Raw genomic sequence first — 18,644 nt, 5'->3', positions numbered from 1 at the left:
ATCTTTATTGACAATATATTTACCTGCTTATGGATGCTTCTTCTCACGCTGTACACGCCCGCCGCACAGGACAATCGCTCTGGCCGCTGGCGCTGTGCGCGGGTCTGCTCGGGATCGGGCAGAATGGTTTGCTGGTGGTGTTACCCCAACTGGTGCAGATGACGGGACTGTCGCTCTCCGTCTGGGCCGGCCTGCTAATGTTCGGCTCGATGCTGTTTCTGCCCGGATCGCCCTGGTGGGGACGCCAGACGGAAATACGTGGCTGTAAATTTGTGGTCGTGGCGGCGCTCGGCGGCTATCTGCTGAGTTTCGCCGTGATGGCGCTGGTGGTCTGGGGGATGGCGCGCGGCGTGGTCGGCGCTGCCTCAGGGCTTGCCGGGCTGATTGTCTCGCGCGCGCTTTACGGCCTGACGGTTTCCGGCATGGTGCCCGCCGCGCAGACGTGGGCCATGCAGCGGGCGGGCATGGAGCACCGGCTCGCGGCGCTTGCTTCCATCAGTTCCGGGCTGAGCTGCGGGCGTCTTATCGGCCCGCCGCTGGCCGCCGCCGCGCTGAGCGTCCACCCGCAGATGCCGCTCTGGCTGATGGCGCTCGCGCCCTTTATCGCGCTGCTGCTGGTGGCGCGCCAGCATAACGATCCGCCGCTTGCGCCCGTGGCGCACCAGTCGGCGCGCCTGCGTGCGGATATGCTGCCTTTCCTTTTGCTCGCGTTACTGCTGGCCGCCGCGATCAGCCTGATGCAGCTCGGCCTGTCGCCGCATCTGAGGCCGCTGTTTCATGGCGATCTCCGTGCCGTTAGCCATCACGTGGCGCTGCTGTTAAGCCTGGCGGCGGCGAGCACGCTGCTGGCGCAGTTCCTGGTGGTGCGCCCGCAGCGCCTTCAGCCGCGCGCGCTGCTGCTGGCGGCGGCGGTACTGATGGCCGCCGGTCTGCTGCTGATGATCCTGCCGGGGCTTATTGCCTTTTACGCCGGTATCGCCGTGACCTCTTTCGGCGCGGCGATGGCGACGCCTGGCTATCAGGTGTTGCTGAATGACCGTCTCACCACCGGTAAAGGCGCGGGGGTTATCGCCACCAGCCACACGCTCGGTTACGGTGCCAGCGCCCTGCTGGTGCCGGTGATTTCTCTCTGGTTTGGCGAGCACATGCTGATTGCTGCCGCCTTTATCGCCGCCGCGCTGTTTTTACTGTTAAGCATCGGCGTCTGGCGTCACGCCGCGCCGCAGGAGCCTGCCGTATGACCGCCAGTTACCGCATTTTTAACGTGACGCTGCGCCGTCGCATTGCTGTCACCCCTTCGCTGCTGCGCTGCGTGTTTACCGGTCCGGACGTGGCGCACATGAAACATGAAGCGCCCGATCAGCGCATCAAGCTGATGTTCGCCAGACCCGACGGCAACACCGCCCGGCTGCCGGTGAGCGACAGCTGGTATCAGGATTATCTGGCGCTGCCGCGCGAGCGGCGGCCTTTTATGCGCACCTACACGCTGCGCGCGCTGCGCAGAGAGGCGTGCGAGCTGGATGTCGAGTTCGTCCTTCATGGCGACAACGGCCCGGCGTCGCGCTGGGCGATGAACGCAGCACCAGGCGATACGCTGCAAGTCGTCGCGCCGGATCGTGATTTCCCTGGCGACAGCGGCGGCTATGAATGGAGCACTGACGACGCCCTTCGTCAGGCGCTGCTGGTGGCCGATGAAACCGCGCTGCCCGCCGCGCTCGGCATCCTTGAACAGCTCGCGCGCCAGCCTGCGCCGCCGCGCGTCCAGGCGTTTCTGGAAGTGCCGCTGGCGCAGGATATCCAGCCGCTGCGTTACCCCTTTGCCGATATTCACTGGCTGGCGCGTGATGAAAACGCGGCGCATGGCGAGCGCCTGCTGGAAGCGGTGAAAGACGCCGCGACGTTACCCGTAAGCGGGCAGGTGTCGGCGCAGGTGACCGAAGATGACGACGAAGAAACGCTCATCTGGCAGCGTGCTGGCGGGGCAGGGGCGTTTCGCGCCTGGGTGGCCGCGGAGTCCGGCGCGGTGAAACGGCTGCGTCACTACCTGACGCGTGAGCGCCAGCTCGATCCCGCCCGTGCCTGTTTTATGGCGTACTGGTCGCGCGGTAAAAGCCACGTATAATGCCGTTTTACAGCGTTCAGGCTGTATTCTGCGTTTAACACCCTTTATGCTGTAATTGCATGCTACAGCCTGAAGGGTGTAAAATAGAGAATACAGCTTATCGTATGTATCTGAAGGTGCGACCAGCAAGATGAACACCCGGTATCCACTGAAAACGCTCAGCCAGCTGCGCCCGCTGCTGGTGGGCTTTCGTAAAAAACAGGGGCTGACCCAGAAAGAAGTTTCGGCGCGGCTTGGCGTCACGCAGCAAACCTATGCGCGGCTGGAGGCGAACCCCGAAACGGCCAGCATTGAGCGCCTGTTCCGCGTCTTTAACGTGCTGGGCATTGAGATGACGCTGTGCGAAACGCAGGCGGCGGAGTCTGACGCGCCCGCGCGTGACGATTCGCCTGCCCGTCGCGAGGCGTGGTAATCATGCGCCGCACGTCGCGTTTAGCGCTCTGGATGAACGGCCTGCCGGTCGGTTACTGGGATAAACACAACGGCGAAGACCGGCTGACCTATCTGCCGGAGTGGATTGCCGATCCGCAGGGCAGGCCGCTGTCGCTGTCGCTGCCGTTCACGCCCGGTAATCAGTCCTACCGCGGCGCGCAGGTGCGCGATTACTTCGACAACCTGCTGCCGGACAGCGAAAACATCCGGCGGCGGCTGGCGATGCGCTACCGGGCGCAGAGCCTGGAGCCGTTCGATCTGCTGGCGGAGCTGGGGCGCGACTGCGTCGGCGCTATTCAGCTGCTGCCCGCCGGTGAAGCGCCGGAAGGGCTCTTTACCATCCGTGCCCGTCCACTCTCCACAGTGGATATTGCCGCGATGCTGCGCCACACCGCAGAGGCGTTCCCCGGCCAGCATGGCGGCGAAGAGGAGCTGCGGCTCTCCATTGCGGGCGCGCAGGAGAAAACCGCGCTGCTGTGGCACGAAGACCAGTGGTGCCTGCCGGAGGGCAACACGCCCACCACGCATATTTTCAAACTGCCGCTGGGGCTGGTGGGCAACATGCAGGCGGATATGCGCACCTCCATTGAAAACGAATGGCTCTGCGCGCAGCTACTGGCGGCCTGGGATATTCCGGTCGCGCGCACGCAGATGGCGCAGTTCGAAGAGCAAAAAGTGCTGATTGTTGAGCGCTTCGACCGCCGTCTGTCCGGTGATGGCCGGTGGTGGCTGCGTCTGCCGCAGGAGGATATGTGCCAGGCGCTGGGCGTTTCGCCGCTGCGTAAATATCAGGCCGACGGCGGGCCGGGCATCGGTGATATCATGACGGTTCTGAGCCGTTCAGAAAACGCGCAGGCGGATCGCGCGAATTTCTTCCGCGCGCAGATTATCTTCTGGATCCTCGCCGCGACCGACGGCCACGCCAAGAATTTCAGCATTGCGCATCTGCCCGGCAACCGTTACCACCTGACGCCGCTTTACGACGTGCTCTCCGCCTGGCCGGTCATCGGGCCCGGTAATAACCAGATTGCGTGGCAGAAGTGCAAGCTGGCGATGGCGGTGCGCGGCAGCAGTAACTATTACCACCTGAGCCAGATCCGCCGCCGTCACTGGCTGCGCCAGGGCGAGCTTGCCGGGCTGTCGGCGGCGCAGGTCAACGACATGATTGATGCGCTGACAGCCAGCGCGCCTGCGGTGATCGCGCGCGTGGCCGACGCGCTCCCGGTGGATTTCCCCGCCTCTCTGGCCGACGTTATTTTTAACGGCATGCACCAGCAGTGCGCGCGCCTCGCGGCCGCATAATCTCTCATCCTGCGCCGTTTCGCACGCGGCGCGGATACCTCTTCTTCTGACGCGCCCCGCCGCGCGTCCCGGCACTTCTCCGGTAATGGTCTATGATTGTTCACGTATGCCGCCAGGGTCGGGACAATCCGTAATCCGTTGTACCTCCCAGGCAGAAAACCGCTTTCACACAGGCGGCCTGCGCGCTACCGGCCCGCTGCGGCACCCGGATCATGCTTTCACATTCACGTTCCTGAGGCGCGCCACAGGAGCGGAAATCGCGCGATCGCGCCACTGCTCACTTCTGGATTAAATGAGGTAACAGAATGGAGTCAACATTCCTGAAAAGTTGGGGTAGCGAATATGCGGCGGACGGCGCCGCTCGCTTCCGTCTCTGGGCGACCGGACAGAAGCGCGTGACGCTGCGCCTCGCGGGCCAGGATTTGCCCATGACGCCGACAGGCGATGGCTGGTTTGAACGGGAAGTACCGGGCGTCGCACCCGGAACCGAATACTGTTTTGTGCTGGAAGACGGCATGACCGTGCCGGACCCGGCTTCACGCGCCCAGAAAGCGGACGTTAACGGGCCGTCGCTGGTTGTCGATCCCGCCGCGTATCAGTGGCAAACCACGGACTGGCATGGCCGCCCGTGGGAAGAGACGGTCGTCTATGAGATGCATATCGGCACATTCACGCCGGAAGGCACCTTCCGCGCGGCGATTGAAAAGCTGCCGTACCTGGCGCAGCTTGGCGTCACGATGCTGGAAGTGCTGCCGGTGTCGCAGTTCGGCGGTAACCGCGGCTGGGGTTACGATGGCGTGCTGCTTTACGCGCCGCATTCCGCCTACGGTACGCCGGACGATTTCAAAGCGTTTATCGACGCCGCCCACGCCCACGGGCTTTCCGTGGTGCTGGATATCGTGCTCAACCACTTCGGCCCGGAAGGTAACTATCTGCCGCTGCTGGCGCCCGATTTCTTCCACAAAGAGCGCATGACGCCGTGGGGCAACGGCATCGCCTATGACGTCGATGCGGTGCGCCGTTACATCGTTGAAGCGCCGCTCTACTGGCTGAAAGAGTACCGCCTGGACGGCCTGCGTTTTGACGCCATCGACCAGATTGAAGATACCTCAGCAAAACACGCGCTGGTTGAAATCGCCGAGCGCATCCGTGCGGAAATCACCGACCGCCCGGCGCATCTCACCACCGAAGACAGCCGCAACGTGATTTTCCTGCACCCGCGCAACCCGGACGGCAGCGCGCCGCTGTTTACCGGCGAATGGAACGATGATTTCCATAACGCCATCCATGTGTTCGCCACCGGCGAAACGCACGCTTATTACCAGGACTTCGCCGAACAGCCGGAAAAACTCGTTGCCCGCATACTGACGGAAGGTTTTGCCTATCAGGGCGAAGTCTCGCCGCAGAGCGGTGAGCCGCGCGGCGTGGACAGCACCGGCCAGCCGCCGGTCGCCTTCGTCGATTTTATCCAGAACCACGACCAGGTCGGCAACCGCGCCTGGGGCGAACGCCTGATTGAGCTCGCGGGAAGCGACCGTACCAAAGTGTTGCTCGCCACCCTGCTGCTCTCGCCGCACATTCCGCTGCTGTTTATGGGCGAAGAGTACGGCGAAACCAACCCGTTCCTGTTCTTTACCGATTTCCACGGCGATCTGGCGAAAGCCGTGCGCGAAGGCCGCGCGCGTGAATTTGAAGGCCACGGCGACTGGGACGGCGACAGCGTGCCGGACCCGAACGCGCAGCAGACGTTTGAGATGTCGAAGCTCGACTGGCAGAAGCCGGAAAGCGAAGAGGGGAGGGCGTGGCTTGCGCTCACCCGCGAGCTGCTGACGCTTCGCCGTGAGCATATCGTGCCGCTGCTGTCCACGGCGGGCGGCCACAGCGGGCGCGTTATCGACACCGCGCCGGGCTTCGTGGCGGTGAGCTGGACCTTCCCGAAAGGCACGCTGTCGCTGGCGCTGAATATCGGCGAGCGCCCGCAACCGCTGCCGGAAATGCCGGGCGATACGCTGTTCGCCTGGCCGCAGGCTGGCGACGAACTGCCTGCTAACAGCATTCACGTTCGCCTGGCGAAAGGAGACGCGCAATGAGTATTCCTTCTTCAACGTACCGCATTCAGTTTCGCAACGGTATGACGTTTGACCGCGCGGCGGGCCTGGTGCCTTATCTGAAGCGGCTTGGCATCAGCCATCTGTACGCGTCGCCGGTGTTTACCGCGACCACCGGCTCCACACACGGTTATGACGTGACCGACGCCAATAAAATCGAGCCGTCCATCGGCGGGCGCGAAGGCTTTGACCGCATGGTGCAGGCGCTCAAAGCCGCCGGGCTGGGGCTGATCCTCGATATCGTGCCCAACCATATGGCGGCGTCGCTGGAAAACCCCTGGTGGCGCGATGTGATTGAACACGGCGAAAAAAGCCGTTACGCCCGCCATTTCGATATCGACTGGACGCGCCGCCTGACGCTGCCGTTCCTGGGCGATACGTTTGAGAACGTGCTGGAGAACGGCGAAATCAGCGTTAAGCCCGATCCGAAAACCGGCAAACCCGCGCTCGCCTATTACGACAGCTACTACCCGCTCAACCCGGAGACCTGGCAGGGGCGTGAGGCGGACGTGCTGGCCATTACCGATAAACAGGCGATTGCGGCGCTGCATGACCGCCAGCCGTATCAGTTGATTTCCTGGCGCGACGCGCCGCGCTCGCTCTCCTACCGCCGCTTTTTTGAGATAACCGGGCTTGCGGGCGTGCGCGTTGAAGATGACGCCGTGTTTGACGACAGCCACCGGCTGATCCTCGAACTGGTGCACGCCGGCGCGGTGGATGGCCTGCGGGTGGATCACGTCGATGGCCTTGCCGATCCGAAAGCGTATCTGGAGCGGCTGCGTGAAAAAGCCGGGCCGGATTGCTACATCACCGTCGAAAAAATACTCGGCAAGGGCGAGCAGATCCCCGACGACTGGCCGATTTCCGGCACCACGGGCTATGAATTTATCGCCGCGCTCTCGGATGTGCTGGTGGATGACGCGAAGCTCGACGATCTCAGCAAGGCGTATCACGACGTGGTTGGCCAGGAAGTGGATATGTCTGCCGAACTGCGTGACGCCAAGCTGCTGATGGCCGACCGGAATTTTGAAGGGGAGTTCACCACGCTGCTGCGGCTGGCAACCCGCATTGCACAGCAGGAAGGCGTGATCCTGGAAGAGCCGGTGCTTCGCGGCGCGCTGCGCGAATTACTGGTGGCGTTCCCGGTGTATCGCACCTACGGCACCGCGCAGGGGCTGACGCCCGCCGACAGCGCGCTGCTGCAGAAAGTGGTCGCGAAAGTGCAGGCCAGCGAGCACGCGCCGGATGCGCAGGCGCTCGGGTTTCTCGCTGATGTGCTGGCCGGCAACGTCTCCGGCGGCTCACTCGCCGACGCCGCCACGTTCCGCACCCGTTTTCAGCAGCTTACCGGCCCGCTGATGGCCAAATCGGTGGAAGACACGCTGTTTTTCCGCCAGAACATGCAGCTTGCGCTCAATGAAGTGGGGGCTGAGCCGCTGCCGCGCACCTACTCGGCGGATCGCTTCCATAAAGAGATGAAGCTGCGCCTGAAACATCAGCCGGACGCGCTTACCAGCACGTCAACCCATGACACCAAACGTGGCGAAGACGCCCGCGCCAGGCTCTATGCACTCACCGAAGCGCCGCTGTTTTATGCCGAGTGCGTTGCGCGCTGGCGTCAGCTCAACCAGACCAAAGTGGTGTTCCTCAATGACGGCACCGCGCCGAAGGGCGCCGATACCTGGATGCTCTATCAGGCGCTGGCGGGCGTCTGGCCTGCCACGCTGAAGCCGGATGACGCCGCAGGCCTGAAGGCGCTGGAAGAACGCTTCCTGGGCTTCGTGGAAAAAGCGCTGCGTGAAGCGAAGCTGCGCACCGACTGGGCGGACACTAACGACGCCTATGAAAAAGCGGTGCTGGATTACGCACGCCATATGCTCTCGCCGGATAATCAGGATTTCCTGAAGGATTTCCACGAGGCGTTGCAGCCGTTTATCCGCGCGGGGCTGGTGAACAGCCTGACCCAGACGGCGCTGAAGCTGACCGCGCCTGGCGTGCCGGATATCTACCAGGGCAGCGAAGCGCTCAACTTCAGCCTGGTGGACCCGGATAACCGCCGCGAGCCGGATTTCATCGCGCTCGACAGTATGCTGGCGCCGCAGGCGAATTTTGCTGCCACCTCGCAGGACTGGATCAGCGGGCGGCTTAAGCAGCATCTGATCGCCCGCGTGCTGCACCTGCGCCAGCAGAATCCAGCACTGTTCCGCCACGGTGACTATTTGCCGCTTCACGCCGAAGGCGAGTTCGACAGTAACGTGATTGCTTACGCCCGCACGCTCGGCGATGACGCCATCATCGTGATAGCGCCGCGGCTGATGTTCACCGCGCTTTATGAAAGCGCGTCGCTACCGGCCCGTGCAGGCTGGCACGACACCCACATCGTGCTGCCAGCGACGCTCGCGCAGCGACGCTGGCGCAACGTGCTGACCGGCGAGACGGTAACGCTCGCCGATCGGATAAACCTGGAGACAGCCGACGGCTGCTCGTCCGTGATACTCATAACCGACTGATTCCATGTAAATAAACATCATGAATCGTGGTAGTCCTGAACATTTACGGTCCGGAGGGAGAGGGAGATATGTCAAACGGTAAGGCTTTTGAAATCACGGCGGGATGCAGTTATCCCCTCGGCGCAAATTACGACGGCGAGGGGGTGAACTTCGCGATTTTCTCCGCACACGCCGAGCGCGTGGAGCTGTGTCTCTACGATCCGAGCGGCAAAAATGAAATCGCTCGTCTGACGCTGCCGGAATATACGCATGAAGTCTGGCACGGCTATGTGCCGGGTCTGCAACCTGGCGCGCTGTATGGTTACCGCGTACACGGGCCGTACGATCCGGAAAACGGTCATCGCTTTAACCCGAACAAGCTGCTGGTCGACCCGTACGCACGCGATCTCGTCGGCAATATCGAATGGAACGAGGCGCATTTTGCCTACGACCTGCTGCACGAAGATAAAGATCTTACCTTCGATGAGCGCGATAGCGCGCCCTATATGCCGAAGTGTCGCGTCATCGATCCGAACGAATTTGACTGGCAGGATCAGAACCGGCCAACCATCGCCTGGCCACACGCGGTGGTGTATGAAACTCATGTCAAAGGCTTCACGCAGCTCAACCCGGCGGTGCCGCCGGAGCTGCGCGGCACCTACGACGGTATGGGGCATAAGGCGACGGTGGATTACATCAAGAGCCTGGGCATTACCTCTGTTGAACTGCTGCCGGTGCACTGGTTCCCGGACGATCAGCATCTGCTGGACAAGGGGCTGAAAAACTTCTGGGGCTACAATTCGCTCGGCTTCTTCGCACCTGCCTCGCGCTATTTCGGCCCGCGCGGCATTCAGGGTTTTCGCGATATGGTACGTGCCTACCATGACGCCGGTATCGAGGTGATCCTGGATGTGGTCTATAACCACACCGCCGAAGGCAACGAGCTTGGCCCGACGCTGTCGTTTAAAGGTATCGATAACTTCTCTTATTACCGCACCATGCCCGATCAGCACCGCTATTACATCAACGATACCGGCACCGGCAATACGGTGAATACGTCGCACCCGCGCGTGCTGCAGATGGTGATGGATTCGCTGCGTTACTGGGCGGAATCGATGCATATCGACGGTTTCCGTTTCGATCTTGGCACCATTCTTGGCCGCGAACCGGAAGGATTTGACCAGCGCGGCGGCTTCTTTGACGCCATCATGCAGGATCCGGTGCTCTCGAAAGTGAAACTGATTGGCGAGCCGTGGGACATCGGCCCCGGCGGCTATCAGGTGGGCGGCTTCCCGCCGGGCTGGGCGGAGTGGAACGACAAATACCGCGATACGGTGCGTGAATACTGGAAGGGCGATAACGTCTCGACCGATTTCGCGGCGCGCCTGCTCGGCTCCGGCGATCTCTACGATCAGCGCGGCCGCCGTCCGTGGGCGAGCGTCAACTTTATTACCGCTCATGACGGCTTCACGCTCAACGACCTGGTGTCGTACAACGAGAAGCACAACGAGGATAACGGCGAGGATAACAACGACGGCCATAACGACAACCGCTCGTACAACTACGGCGCGGAAGGCCCGACGGACGATGAAGGCATCAACGCGGTGCGTGAGCGCCAGAAACGTAACTTCCTCGCCACGCTGTTGTTCTCCCACGGTACGCCGATGCTGCTGGCGGGTGACGAGTTTGGCCGCAGCCAGATGGGGAATAACAACGGCTACTGCCAGGACAGCGAAATTTCCTGGGTGCACTGGGAGAACCTGCCGGAAAGCGCCGAGGCGCTGCGCGAATTCACCCGTAAGGTGATTAAGCTGCGCGCCGAGCAGCCGCTGCTGCGCCGTGAAAACTGGCGCGACGGGATGGTTATCGAGTGGTTCAACGCGGGCGGCGGCTATCAGCAGCCGGAGCAGTGGGACGAAGGCTCGACGCTCGGGGTGTACATCGGCAGGCCCGATCTGGAGACCGAAGAGGGCATCTGGCACGACGTGCTGATGCTGTTCAACCCGTTTGAAGGCAACGTGCCGTTCCGCATTCCGCAGTTTGGCGAAGGCGGCTGGGTGCTGGAACTGACCACCTCCGACACCGCGAATCACGGCCTGGTTATCACCAAAGAGAAGGATTTCGAGCTCGAAGGGCGCAGCATCGCGCTGTTCAGACGTCCGTAATGGCGATGCCATAAAACCAACGGCGCAGGGGTTATCTTCTGCGCCGTTTTTTTATGGCAGATTAAAACGCCACGTTCATGCGCGCCATGATGGTCTGGGCGCGTGAACCTCTGTCATCCAGCCCCAGCGTACCCTGATACGCAAGCCCAGGCGTGACGCCATTCGGTAGCGCCATATCAAGCCCGACGCCAAGCGCCAGCGTCTGGCGATTTTGCTCATACAGCGACAGGCGCCAGGTGTCGTTGCCGGTATCGGCATACCCGACGCGCGCGCTGCCGGTGTCATTCATCAGGCGTGAATACTCCACGCGGCTTTGCAGACGAAGATCGCCCCAGCTTACCGGTACACGGTGTTCGGCGCGCAGGCCCGCGCTGCCCGTCACCTGTGAAAAACGCTGCGGCGCGAACGCCAGGTTATACATGCCCGCATCCGATTCGCTGTAGCTCTCCAGATGCGTCTTTGAAATCTGCACGCGGCCATACGGCGAGACGAGACTCTGCGGCAGGCGGAATTCGTAGCCGGAGGTCAGCGCGACAAAGACCTGGCTGCCGGCGCGGCTGCCGCGCGCATACACATCTGTTTCACTCACGTGGCGTTTGCTGTCGAAATCGAGGCGGCTGTAACCTAACAGCCCGTCGACGAAAACCGCGTCCGGGTGATAGCTCGCATACAGCGCGGTGCTCAGTGAGCGGCCATTGCTGCGGGTGCCGGTGTCGCCGATATCGCTGACGTCGCGCCCGAACCCCATTCCCACACCTGCCGTCACGGTGGGCGTGAAGCGGTAATCCACGCCGGTGCTGACGCCCACCAGCGTATGGCTCAGGCGCATCGTCGCGTCTTTATCGCGCCCGAAATCGACATAGCCGCCCGTCCAGTAAGAGAGCCGCTGGCCAGGCGTCTGCATGCCAAATGGCAGCGCAGGCGGCAGACTGTTCTGCGCATCCAGCTGCGCCTGCTGCTGAAGCGCGGCGTTCCAGAGATCGGTATCCAGCCCGCGTTCCGCCGGCGAGGAGGGCAGGGCGAAGTGGACGCCATTCAGACTGGACGGTACGTCTTCGCTGCCGTGCAGCTGTTCAAGGCGATCGTTGAAGTTGCGGATCTGCGCGCGGGCGAAGTTCTGCGCCGCCTGGTACTGCGCGCTGACGGTGCCCGTCACGCTGGCGTCTTTCGACGGATCGGGGCGTGAGGCGATGGAGAACGTAATGGTCGCAGGTGACGTAATGCCCGAAGCACTTAACAACACATAGCGCAGCACAACGGTACCGCTGGCCTGCGGCGCGGCGGTAAATGTCAGTTCGTAATCGCCACCCTGCGGCTGGATGCTGGCCGTGCCCTGGCGTTTATCCGGGGGGGCCAGCAGACGCGCGCCGGTGAACGGGCCGCCGGTGGCACCACGCGTGAGCGACACGCGGGTCACGCGCCCGGCAGAGAGCGACGCGCTTTGATCCACCGCCTGTGCCGCCGCGGCGTTAATGCGCAGCGTGTAGGCAGCGTGAACCGTGGTGCCGTTCGCATCGGTGACTGACAGCGTAAAGGCGCTGTCGCCTGCCACGCCCGGCGTGCCTTTCAGGAGGCCACCGGAGAAAGTGAGCCCAGCGGGCAGCGAGCCGCTCAGCTGCCAGCGATATGGCGCAGCGCCGCCGTTCACCGCGAACGTCTGCGATAAGGCCGTGCCAACGGTGCCGGACGGGAGCGCGCCCGCCGCTGGCGTCATCACGAGCGTGGCGTCAGGTGGCGCGCCGTTTGATACCACCAGCGTATAGGTTACGGTGGAAGAAACGCCCGCGGCATCCTGCGCGGTCAGCGAAATGCTGAAACTGCCGGACGTGGTGGGCGTACCGGAGAGCGCGCCGGTCGCGCTGTTCTGCGTGATACCTGCCGGCAGGCCATGCGCAGTCCAGATATAAGGCGCTGTGCCGCCGGTGACGGAAACGTTCTGCGACCAGGCGCTGCCCACGGTGGCAGGCGTAAGCGCGCCGCTGGCGGGCGATATCGTCACGGCCGCGGGCGCGGTAATGGTCAGCGATGCTGTGGCGTTCGCCGAGGTGCCCGCGCTGTTACTGGCGTTGTAGGTAAAACTGTCGCTGCCGCTATACCCGGCCAGCGGCGTGTACGTAACCGTCGTACCGGAAATCATCAGCGTGCCGTGCTGCGGCGGGCTAACCAGATTCACCGCCGTTGCGGTGCCGCCGGAGAGCGCGAGTGCAATGGGGTTATTCTGACTGTTGGACGCCACCTGCGCGCTGACGTTACCCGCCACGGGCGTCTGCTCGTTGCGCTGGATAACAACGCTGTAGTTTTTGGTGGTGCCATCTTCGGCGGTTACGACGATCGTGAGGGTATTGGTACCCACGCTCAGGTTGACAGAGGGCGATGCGGAGCCGGAAGACACGACGTTGCCATTCACGGTGACAGTGGAGGCGTTGTGGGTGGTAACTGGCGTCAGCGTCACCGAGGAGACCGCGTAATCGACCGTCGCGTGGTAGCTGGTGTTGCTGGCTGAGAAGCCAGGCGAGAGCGCGCCGCCGGAAAACGAGAGCCCGCTCAGCGTGGCATCGGAGGAGAGCGTGGCCGCCGCAGTACAGGAAACCGTCACCGGGCTGATAAAGCCGTTGGCCGTTGAGACTTTTAACCAGAGTCCGCCCGCCGTGAGCTGTGCGCCGGTCAGCGTGGTGCTGAAACTCCCCGCATTGCCATCGGAGCTGTAATGCATCAGATAATGCTGCGAGAAGTCACGGGATTGCATGATGACGGTATCCGCATTCATCGGCAGGCCGCCTGTACCCGCGCCACTGTCGGTAAACGAGACGGTGAGAGTTTCATCTGCGCTGAAACTGCTGGCGTTGTACGTGCTGAGGCCGGAACTCACCGGGCTTGCCGCGTTCAGCGCCGTGCACGCGGTGGAAAGCGCGCGGGCAGAGGAGAGCGTCACTGCAAACAGCACGGCAAAAACAAAGAGGAAACAGACCGCTTTCAGCAGCCCGGAAACGTGACGCGCCATCAATCACCTGCCGTGAAATTATTAAAATGACTGGATTATCACGCAGCGTAACATTGCGCAGGCGGCAGCGATGGGCCGATATAACGGGGTTTTCGGGGATAATTAGCGGCGTAGGCGCAGGCGATTATTCGGGCTCTTTAGGCTGCTCGTCTTTTTTCAGCGGATCGCCCTCGGGCATACGAAACAGCGGCTTGTGTTTGAGCGAAGGAATGGCATTTCTTCCTTCCGGCGGCGGATTACGGGTTGGCCAGTACAAAATAAGATCGGAAATCAGTTCCAGCAGATAATGCATAAGCCCTCCGGCGGTAAACAGCAGTACGCATCATAGCGAAAAACAGGGCGCATTGATAATGCGCGGGGTCGGCGCTTGACCCATGACAAGGCGCTGAACCACCCGGCCTTCTTATAATCGCGCCCTCAATCCTTCACTGGTGTGATGCTATGGCTTACCAACTCAATCTGAACTCGCCGGAATTTTTAGAAACTTACTGGCAGAAAAAACCTGTCGTACTGAAACAGGCGTTTGCGAATTTTATTGACCCGATCACGCCGGACGAACTGGCCGGGCTTGCGATGGAGCCGGAGGTCGACAGCCGCCTGGTGAGCCATAAAAACGGTAAGTGGCACGCCAGTCACGGCCCGTTTGAACATTTCGACGGGCTGGGTGAAACCGGCTGGTCGCTGCTGGCGCAGGCGGTGAACCACTGGCACGCGCCCTCCGCCGAGCTGGTGCGTCCGTTTCGCGTGCTGCCGGACTGGCGTCTGGACGATTTAATGATTTCGTATTCCGTACCGGGCGGCGGCGTCGGCCCGCATATCGATCAGTACGACGTGTTTATTATTCAGGGCATGGGCCGCCGCCGCTGGCGCGTGGGCGACAAGCTGCCGATGCGTCAGTTCTGCCCGCATCCGGCGCTGCTGCATGTCGATCCGTTCGAGCCAATTATCGATGAAGATCTTGAACCGGGCGATATCCTCTATATTCCGCCCGGATTCCCACATGACGGCTTCACCCATGAAACGGCGCTGAACTACTCCGTCGGTTTCCGTGGGCCGAACGGGCGCGATTTAATCAGCAGCTTTGCGGACTACGCGCTGGAAAACGATCTGGGCGGCGAGCACTACAGCGACCCGGATCTGACCTGCCGCGACCATCCGGGCCGCATCGAGGCGTATGAGCTTGAGCGTATTCGCCAGATGATGATTGAGATGATGAACCAGCCGGAAGATTTCACCCGCTGGTTTGGATCGTTCGTCACCACGCCGCGCCACGAACTGGATATTGCACCTGCCGAACCGCCGTATACGGCTGAAGAGGTGCGCGAGGCGCTGCTGGGCGGCGAAACGCTGACGCGCCTCTCTGGCCTGCGGGTGCTGAACGTCAACGGCGGCTTTTTCATTAACAGCGAGCCGTATGAGACCGCCGACCCGCGCGCGGTTGACGCGCTGTGCCGTTATACCGCTCTCAGCCAGCATGAACTTGGCGACGCGCTGCATCACCCCGCATTTATGGAGGAACTGACCGCGCTGATAAATCAGGGCTACTGGTTCTTTGACGAATAAACGGCTGGCGCACGGCCTTCATTTCTCATGAAGGCCGTTTTCTTTTTATGAAATAACCTGGCAGTCGTTAATAAAAAAGCGTTATGGGATTTTACGCAACCCGGAAATAATAGGCCGCTGTGAATTCAAACTGAGTACGCCGCGTGTTGAAATAAAAATCTAAACGCTCTGTAAACCTCAGGCCGTTAGGCATTTACTTTACAGGGTCGCGCATTATACTGCGGGAAAATTATTGATGGAGATTCCCCTTCTGAACAGCGATACCGGAATTTATTAACGGGCAAACTCGCGACAATCCCTGCGCTGTTTGCCTCTCATGGCGGGCAGCAATGTACGTTTTCATCTTATTGCACCCCGGACATTAATCCTTGTTTTATTAAGGAGTGCTTACCTATGTTTTTTATTCACACAGCCCTGTTCCCTCCGCCTCTGCGTTAATTCCTTTCTGTTTTTAACAATATGCTTTAGCACGCCTTTACTTTTTTAAAGGTGAAATGGCGTGCGCGTTTTAAAACCTGCGGTAAGACGCCCGCGCGTTTTGCTGCACCCTGAATAACAGGTGCCGGTATGGCAAAGTACAATTCCAGAAAAATGAATAATGCCGCAAAAAAACAGGCGGCGACGTTTTGCATCGAAATGGCCTCCGCAGAGCGCCCGCAAGAGACAGTAGCGCGGCTGGAAAGCAGCGAAAAAGGACTGCTGGAAAAAGAGGCGCAGGCGCGCCTTGCCGCTTATGGCCCGAATGCCGTGGCGCATGACAACGCGCCGCCCGCGCTGGTGCAACTGCTCCAGGCGTTCAACAACCCGTTTATCTATGTGCTGATGGCGCTGGCGCTGATCAGTTTCTTTACCGATTACTGGTATCCGCTGCGCGCAGGGCAGGAGACCGATCTGACCGGCGTTATTACCATTGTGACGATGGTGTTGCTGAGCGGCTTATTGCGCTTCTGGCAGGAGTTTCGCACCAATAAAGCCGCGCAGGCGCTGAAATCGATGGTAAGCACGACGGCGACCGTGCTGCGCCGTACCGTCAGCAACCGTGACGGCGAGAAACGGGAAATCCCGGTCGAGGAGCTGGTGCCGGGCGATATCGTGACTCTCTCGGCGGGCGATCTGATCCCGGCGGATTTACGGCTCATTGCCTCACGGGATCTGTTTATCAGCCAGGCGATACTGAGCGGCGAGTCGCTGCCGGTGGAAAAATATGACGTCACCGGCCATGTGCAGGGGAAAGGCGTAAGCGCAGACGATATCCATGACGACAGCGCCAGCCTGCTGGAGCGGGGCAATATCTGTCTGATGGGCACCAATGTCGCGAGCGGCACCGCCTGCGGCGTGGTGGTGGCGACCGGCGCGAAAACGTATTTCGGATCGCTTGCGAAATCGCTCGTCGGCAACCGCACCCAGACGGCGTTTGATAAAGGCGTGAACAGTGTCAGCTGGCTGCTGATCCGCTTTATGCTGGTGATGGTGCCGGTGGTGCTGCTCATCAACGGCTTCACCAAAGGCGACTGGCTGGACGCCACGTTTTTCGCGCTGGCCGTCGCGGTGGGGCTGACGCCAGAAATGCTGCCGATGATTGTCAGCTCTAATCTGGCGAAGGGGGCGATTGTCATGGCCCGTCGCAAGGTGATTGTGAAGCGCCTGAACGCCATACAGAATTTTGGCGCGATGGATGTGCTCTGTACCGATAAAACCGGCACGCTCACCCAGGACTCGATTGTTCTTGAAAAGCATCTCGACTGCCACGGCCGCGACAGCCTGCATGTGCTCACACTTGCCTGGCTGAACAGCGTCAACCTGAGCGGCTCGCAAAACCTGATGGACAAGGCGGTACTGGCGTCCGGGCAGGCCGCGCTTTCACCATCGATACAATCCGGCTATTTCAAAATTGACGAGCTGCCGTTTGATTTTGTACGCCGCCGCGTTTCTGTGGTGGTGGAAGGGTATGGCGAGCATCAGCAGACGCTTATCTGCAAGGGTGCCGTTGAAGAGATGCTCTCTGTCTCGACGCATATCCGCGAGGGCGACACGGTGTATGCGCTTGATGAGGCGCGCCGCGACGCGTACCTGCGCTTAACGCTCCAGTACAACGCGCAGGGCTTCCGGGTGCTGGTGGTGGCGACACGCGAACTGCCACAGACCGGGCTTGATCATCCCCTCTGCGTGGCGGACGAAAACGGGCTGATTATTGAAGGGATGCTGACGTTTCTCGATCCGCCAAAAGCGAGCGCGGCGCAGGCGATCTCAGCGCTCCATGAGCACGGCGTTACCGTGAAGGTGCTGACCGGGGATAACCCGCTGGTGGCGGCCTGCATCTGCGAGCAGGTAGGGATCGACCGCCGCGAGATCCTGACGGGCGATGTCATTGACGATATGGACGAAGCGCAGCTTGCTGTGGCGGTTGAACGCTGTGCGATTTTCGCGAAGCTGACGGCATTGCAGAAATCCCGCATTCTGCGGGCGCTGCAAAATAACGGCCACACGGTTGGGTTCCTTGGCGACGGCATTAACGACGCGCCGGCGCTGCGCGATGCGGATGTCGGGATTTCGGTTGACAGCGCGGCGGATATCGCCAAAGAGTCATCGGATATCATTTTGCTGGAAAAAGATCTGATGGTGCTGGAGCAGGGCGTGCTGACCGGGCGCGAGACCTTCGGCAATATCATCAAATACCTGAACATGACCGCCAGCTCTAACTTCGGCAATGTCTTTTCGGTGCTGGTGGCGAGCGCGTTTCTGCCGTTCCTGCCGATGCTGGCCATTCATCTGCTGGTGCAGAACCTGATGTACGACATTTCGCAGCTCTCGCTGCCCTGGGATCGCATGGATAAGGCGTTTCTGCGTCAGCCGCGTAAATGGGATGCGCAGAATATTAAGCGCTTTATGATCTGGATGGGGCCGACGTCCTCGCTGTTCGATATGGCGACCTTTGCGGTGATGTGGTTTGTGTTTGCCGCCAACTCGCCTGCGGCGCAGTCGCTCTTTCAGTCCGGGTGGTTTGTGGAAGGGCTGCTGTCGCAGACGCTGGTGGTGCATATGCTGCGTACCCGGAAAATCCCGTTTATTCAGAGCCGCGCCGCGCTGCCGGTGCTGATAACCACAGGGATCGTGATGGCAGTCGGCATCGCCATTCCGTTCTCGCCGCTCGGCCATATGATTGGACTGGTGCCCTTGCCGTTGAGCTATTTCCCGTGGCTGGTGGGGATTCTTTTCACCTATTGTGTGGTCGTGCAGGGCATGAAACGGCTGTACATCCGCAAATTTGGACAGTGGTTCTGAGTAAACCAGTGACAAAGGGGCCGACGCCCCTTTGTTATTACCACGTGTCCGAAGACAATAAAGTTGTACACAAAGCACTAAAGTTGTAACCATTCTCAAAAAACGACGCTAATGTTGTATACTTACTGAATGTGTGGTTATAGGGTTGGAGACTATAAAATGCACATATAGGTACGTATC

11 protein-coding genes are annotated in these 18,644 nt (G+C 60.9%); 9 read left to right on the top strand and 2 right to left on the bottom strand.

Annotation, left to right across the window (positions count from 1 at the left end; genetic code table 11):
* The first annotated feature begins 29 nt into the window (after window positions 1-29).
* The 7 genes from G6041_RS20270 to glgX all read left to right on the top strand — a co-directional run bounded on the left by G6041_RS20270 (window position 30) and on the right by glgX (window position 10,618).
* Window positions 30-1,241: an MFS transporter gene (locus tag G6041_RS20270; RefSeq protein WP_011999023.1), complete on the top strand. Its 1,212-nt coding sequence runs from the start codon at window positions 30-32 to the stop codon at window positions 1,239-1,241.
* The gene (locus G6041_RS20265; protein WP_011999022.1) at window positions 1,238-2,122 is read left to right on the top strand and encodes a siderophore-interacting protein; all 885 of its coding nucleotides are present in this window, start codon (window positions 1,238-1,240) and stop codon (window positions 2,120-2,122) included. The genes G6041_RS20270 and G6041_RS20265 overlap by 4 nt, the downstream gene beginning before the upstream one ends.
* Before the next feature lie 130 nt (window positions 2,123-2,252).
* The gene (locus tag G6041_RS20260; RefSeq protein ID WP_011999021.1) at window positions 2,253-2,534 is read left to right on the top strand and encodes a helix-turn-helix domain-containing protein; all 282 of its coding nucleotides are present in this window, start codon (window positions 2,253-2,255) and stop codon (window positions 2,532-2,534) included.
* Between the two features lie 2 nt (window positions 2,535-2,536).
* Window positions 2,537-3,856, top strand: a complete 1,320-nt coding sequence (locus G6041_RS20255; protein WP_041460783.1) for a type II toxin-antitoxin system HipA family toxin — start codon at window positions 2,537-2,539, stop codon at window positions 3,854-3,856.
* A gap of 305 nt (window positions 3,857-4,161) precedes the next feature.
* Complete coding sequence (gene treZ / locus G6041_RS20250; RefSeq protein ID WP_011999019.1) at window positions 4,162-5,946, top strand: malto-oligosyltrehalose trehalohydrolase; 1,785 nt, start codon at window positions 4,162-4,164, stop codon at window positions 5,944-5,946.
* Window positions 5,943-8,474, top strand: coding sequence for a malto-oligosyltrehalose synthase (treY, locus tag G6041_RS20245; RefSeq protein ID WP_011999018.1), 2,532 nt, complete (start codon window positions 5,943-5,945; stop codon window positions 8,472-8,474). Before treZ ends, treY begins: the two co-directional genes overlap by 4 nt.
* A 68-nt stretch (window positions 8,475-8,542) precedes the next feature.
* The gene (gene glgX / locus G6041_RS20240; protein WP_041460782.1) at window positions 8,543-10,618 is read left to right on the top strand and encodes a glycogen debranching protein GlgX; all 2,076 of its coding nucleotides are present in this window, start codon (window positions 8,543-8,545) and stop codon (window positions 10,616-10,618) included.
* 61 nt (window positions 10,619-10,679) lie between these two features.
* Here the strand turns inward: glgX and G6041_RS20235 are convergent, their stop codons facing one another.
* Together G6041_RS20235 and G6041_RS20230 are read right to left on the bottom strand one after the other, a co-directional pair.
* Complete coding sequence (locus tag G6041_RS20235; protein WP_011999016.1) at window positions 10,680-13,619, bottom strand: autotransporter domain-containing protein; 2,940 nt, start codon at window positions 13,617-13,619, stop codon at window positions 10,680-10,682.
* A gap of 124 nt (window positions 13,620-13,743) precedes the next feature.
* The gene (locus tag G6041_RS20230) at window positions 13,744-13,911 is read right to left on the bottom strand and encodes a hypothetical protein (protein WP_007781021.1); all 168 of its coding nucleotides are present in this window, start codon (window positions 13,909-13,911) and stop codon (window positions 13,744-13,746) included.
* A gap of 149 nt (window positions 13,912-14,060) precedes the next feature.
* Between G6041_RS20230 and G6041_RS20225 the strand changes: the two genes are divergently transcribed.
* Together G6041_RS20225 and mgtA are read left to right on the top strand one after the other, a co-directional pair.
* Window positions 14,061-15,182: a ribosomal protein uL16 3-hydroxylase gene (locus G6041_RS20225; RefSeq protein ID WP_054628794.1), complete on the top strand. Its 1,122-nt coding sequence runs from the start codon at window positions 14,061-14,063 to the stop codon at window positions 15,180-15,182.
* A 567-nt stretch (window positions 15,183-15,749) separates the two neighbouring features.
* Window positions 15,750-18,464 carry a magnesium-translocating P-type ATPase gene (mgtA, locus tag G6041_RS20220; protein WP_011999014.1) on the top strand — a complete coding sequence of 905 codons (2,715 nt, stop codon included), beginning with the start codon at window positions 15,750-15,752 and terminating at the stop codon, window positions 18,462-18,464.
* The last annotated feature ends 180 nt before the right edge of the window (window positions 18,465-18,644 follow it).

Source organism: Cronobacter sp. HA18003, from assembly GCF_011605905.1.
GTDB classification, from domain to species: domain Bacteria; phylum Pseudomonadota; class Gammaproteobacteria; order Enterobacterales; family Enterobacteriaceae; genus Cronobacter; species Cronobacter sakazakii.
The sequence above is the reverse complement of the archived record's forward strand: the minus strand, read 5'-3'. Positions and strand labels throughout refer to the sequence as shown.

What these genes read in the sequence shown, in the direction of transcription:
- G6041_RS20270 (WP_011999023.1), top strand. Translation starts at nt 30, where the DNA reads ATGGATGCTTCTTCTCACGCTGTACACGCCCGCCGCACAGGACAATCG.
- G6041_RS20265 (WP_011999022.1), top strand. Translation starts at nt 1,238, where the DNA reads ATGACCGCCAGTTACCGCATTTTTAACGTGACGCTGCGCCGTCGCATT.
- G6041_RS20260 (WP_011999021.1), top strand. Translation starts at nt 2,253, where the DNA reads ATGAACACCCGGTATCCACTGAAAACGCTCAGCCAGCTGCGCCCGCTG.
- G6041_RS20255 (WP_041460783.1), top strand. Translation starts at nt 2,537, where the DNA reads ATGCGCCGCACGTCGCGTTTAGCGCTCTGGATGAACGGCCTGCCGGTC.
- treZ (WP_011999019.1), top strand. Translation starts at nt 4,162, where the DNA reads ATGGAGTCAACATTCCTGAAAAGTTGGGGTAGCGAATATGCGGCGGAC.
- treY (WP_011999018.1), top strand. Translation starts at nt 5,943, where the DNA reads ATGAGTATTCCTTCTTCAACGTACCGCATTCAGTTTCGCAACGGTATG.
- glgX (WP_041460782.1), top strand. Translation starts at nt 8,543, where the DNA reads ATGTCAAACGGTAAGGCTTTTGAAATCACGGCGGGATGCAGTTATCCC.
- G6041_RS20235 (WP_011999016.1), bottom strand. Translation starts at nt 13,619, where the DNA reads ATGGCGCGTCACGTTTCCGGGCTGCTGAAAGCGGTCTGTTTCCTCTTT.
- G6041_RS20230 (WP_007781021.1), bottom strand. Translation starts at nt 13,911, where the DNA reads ATGCATTATCTGCTGGAACTGATTTCCGATCTTATTTTGTACTGGCCA.
- G6041_RS20225 (WP_054628794.1), top strand. Translation starts at nt 14,061, where the DNA reads ATGGCTTACCAACTCAATCTGAACTCGCCGGAATTTTTAGAAACTTAC.
- mgtA (WP_011999014.1), top strand. Translation starts at nt 15,750, where the DNA reads ATGGCAAAGTACAATTCCAGAAAAATGAATAATGCCGCAAAAAAACAG.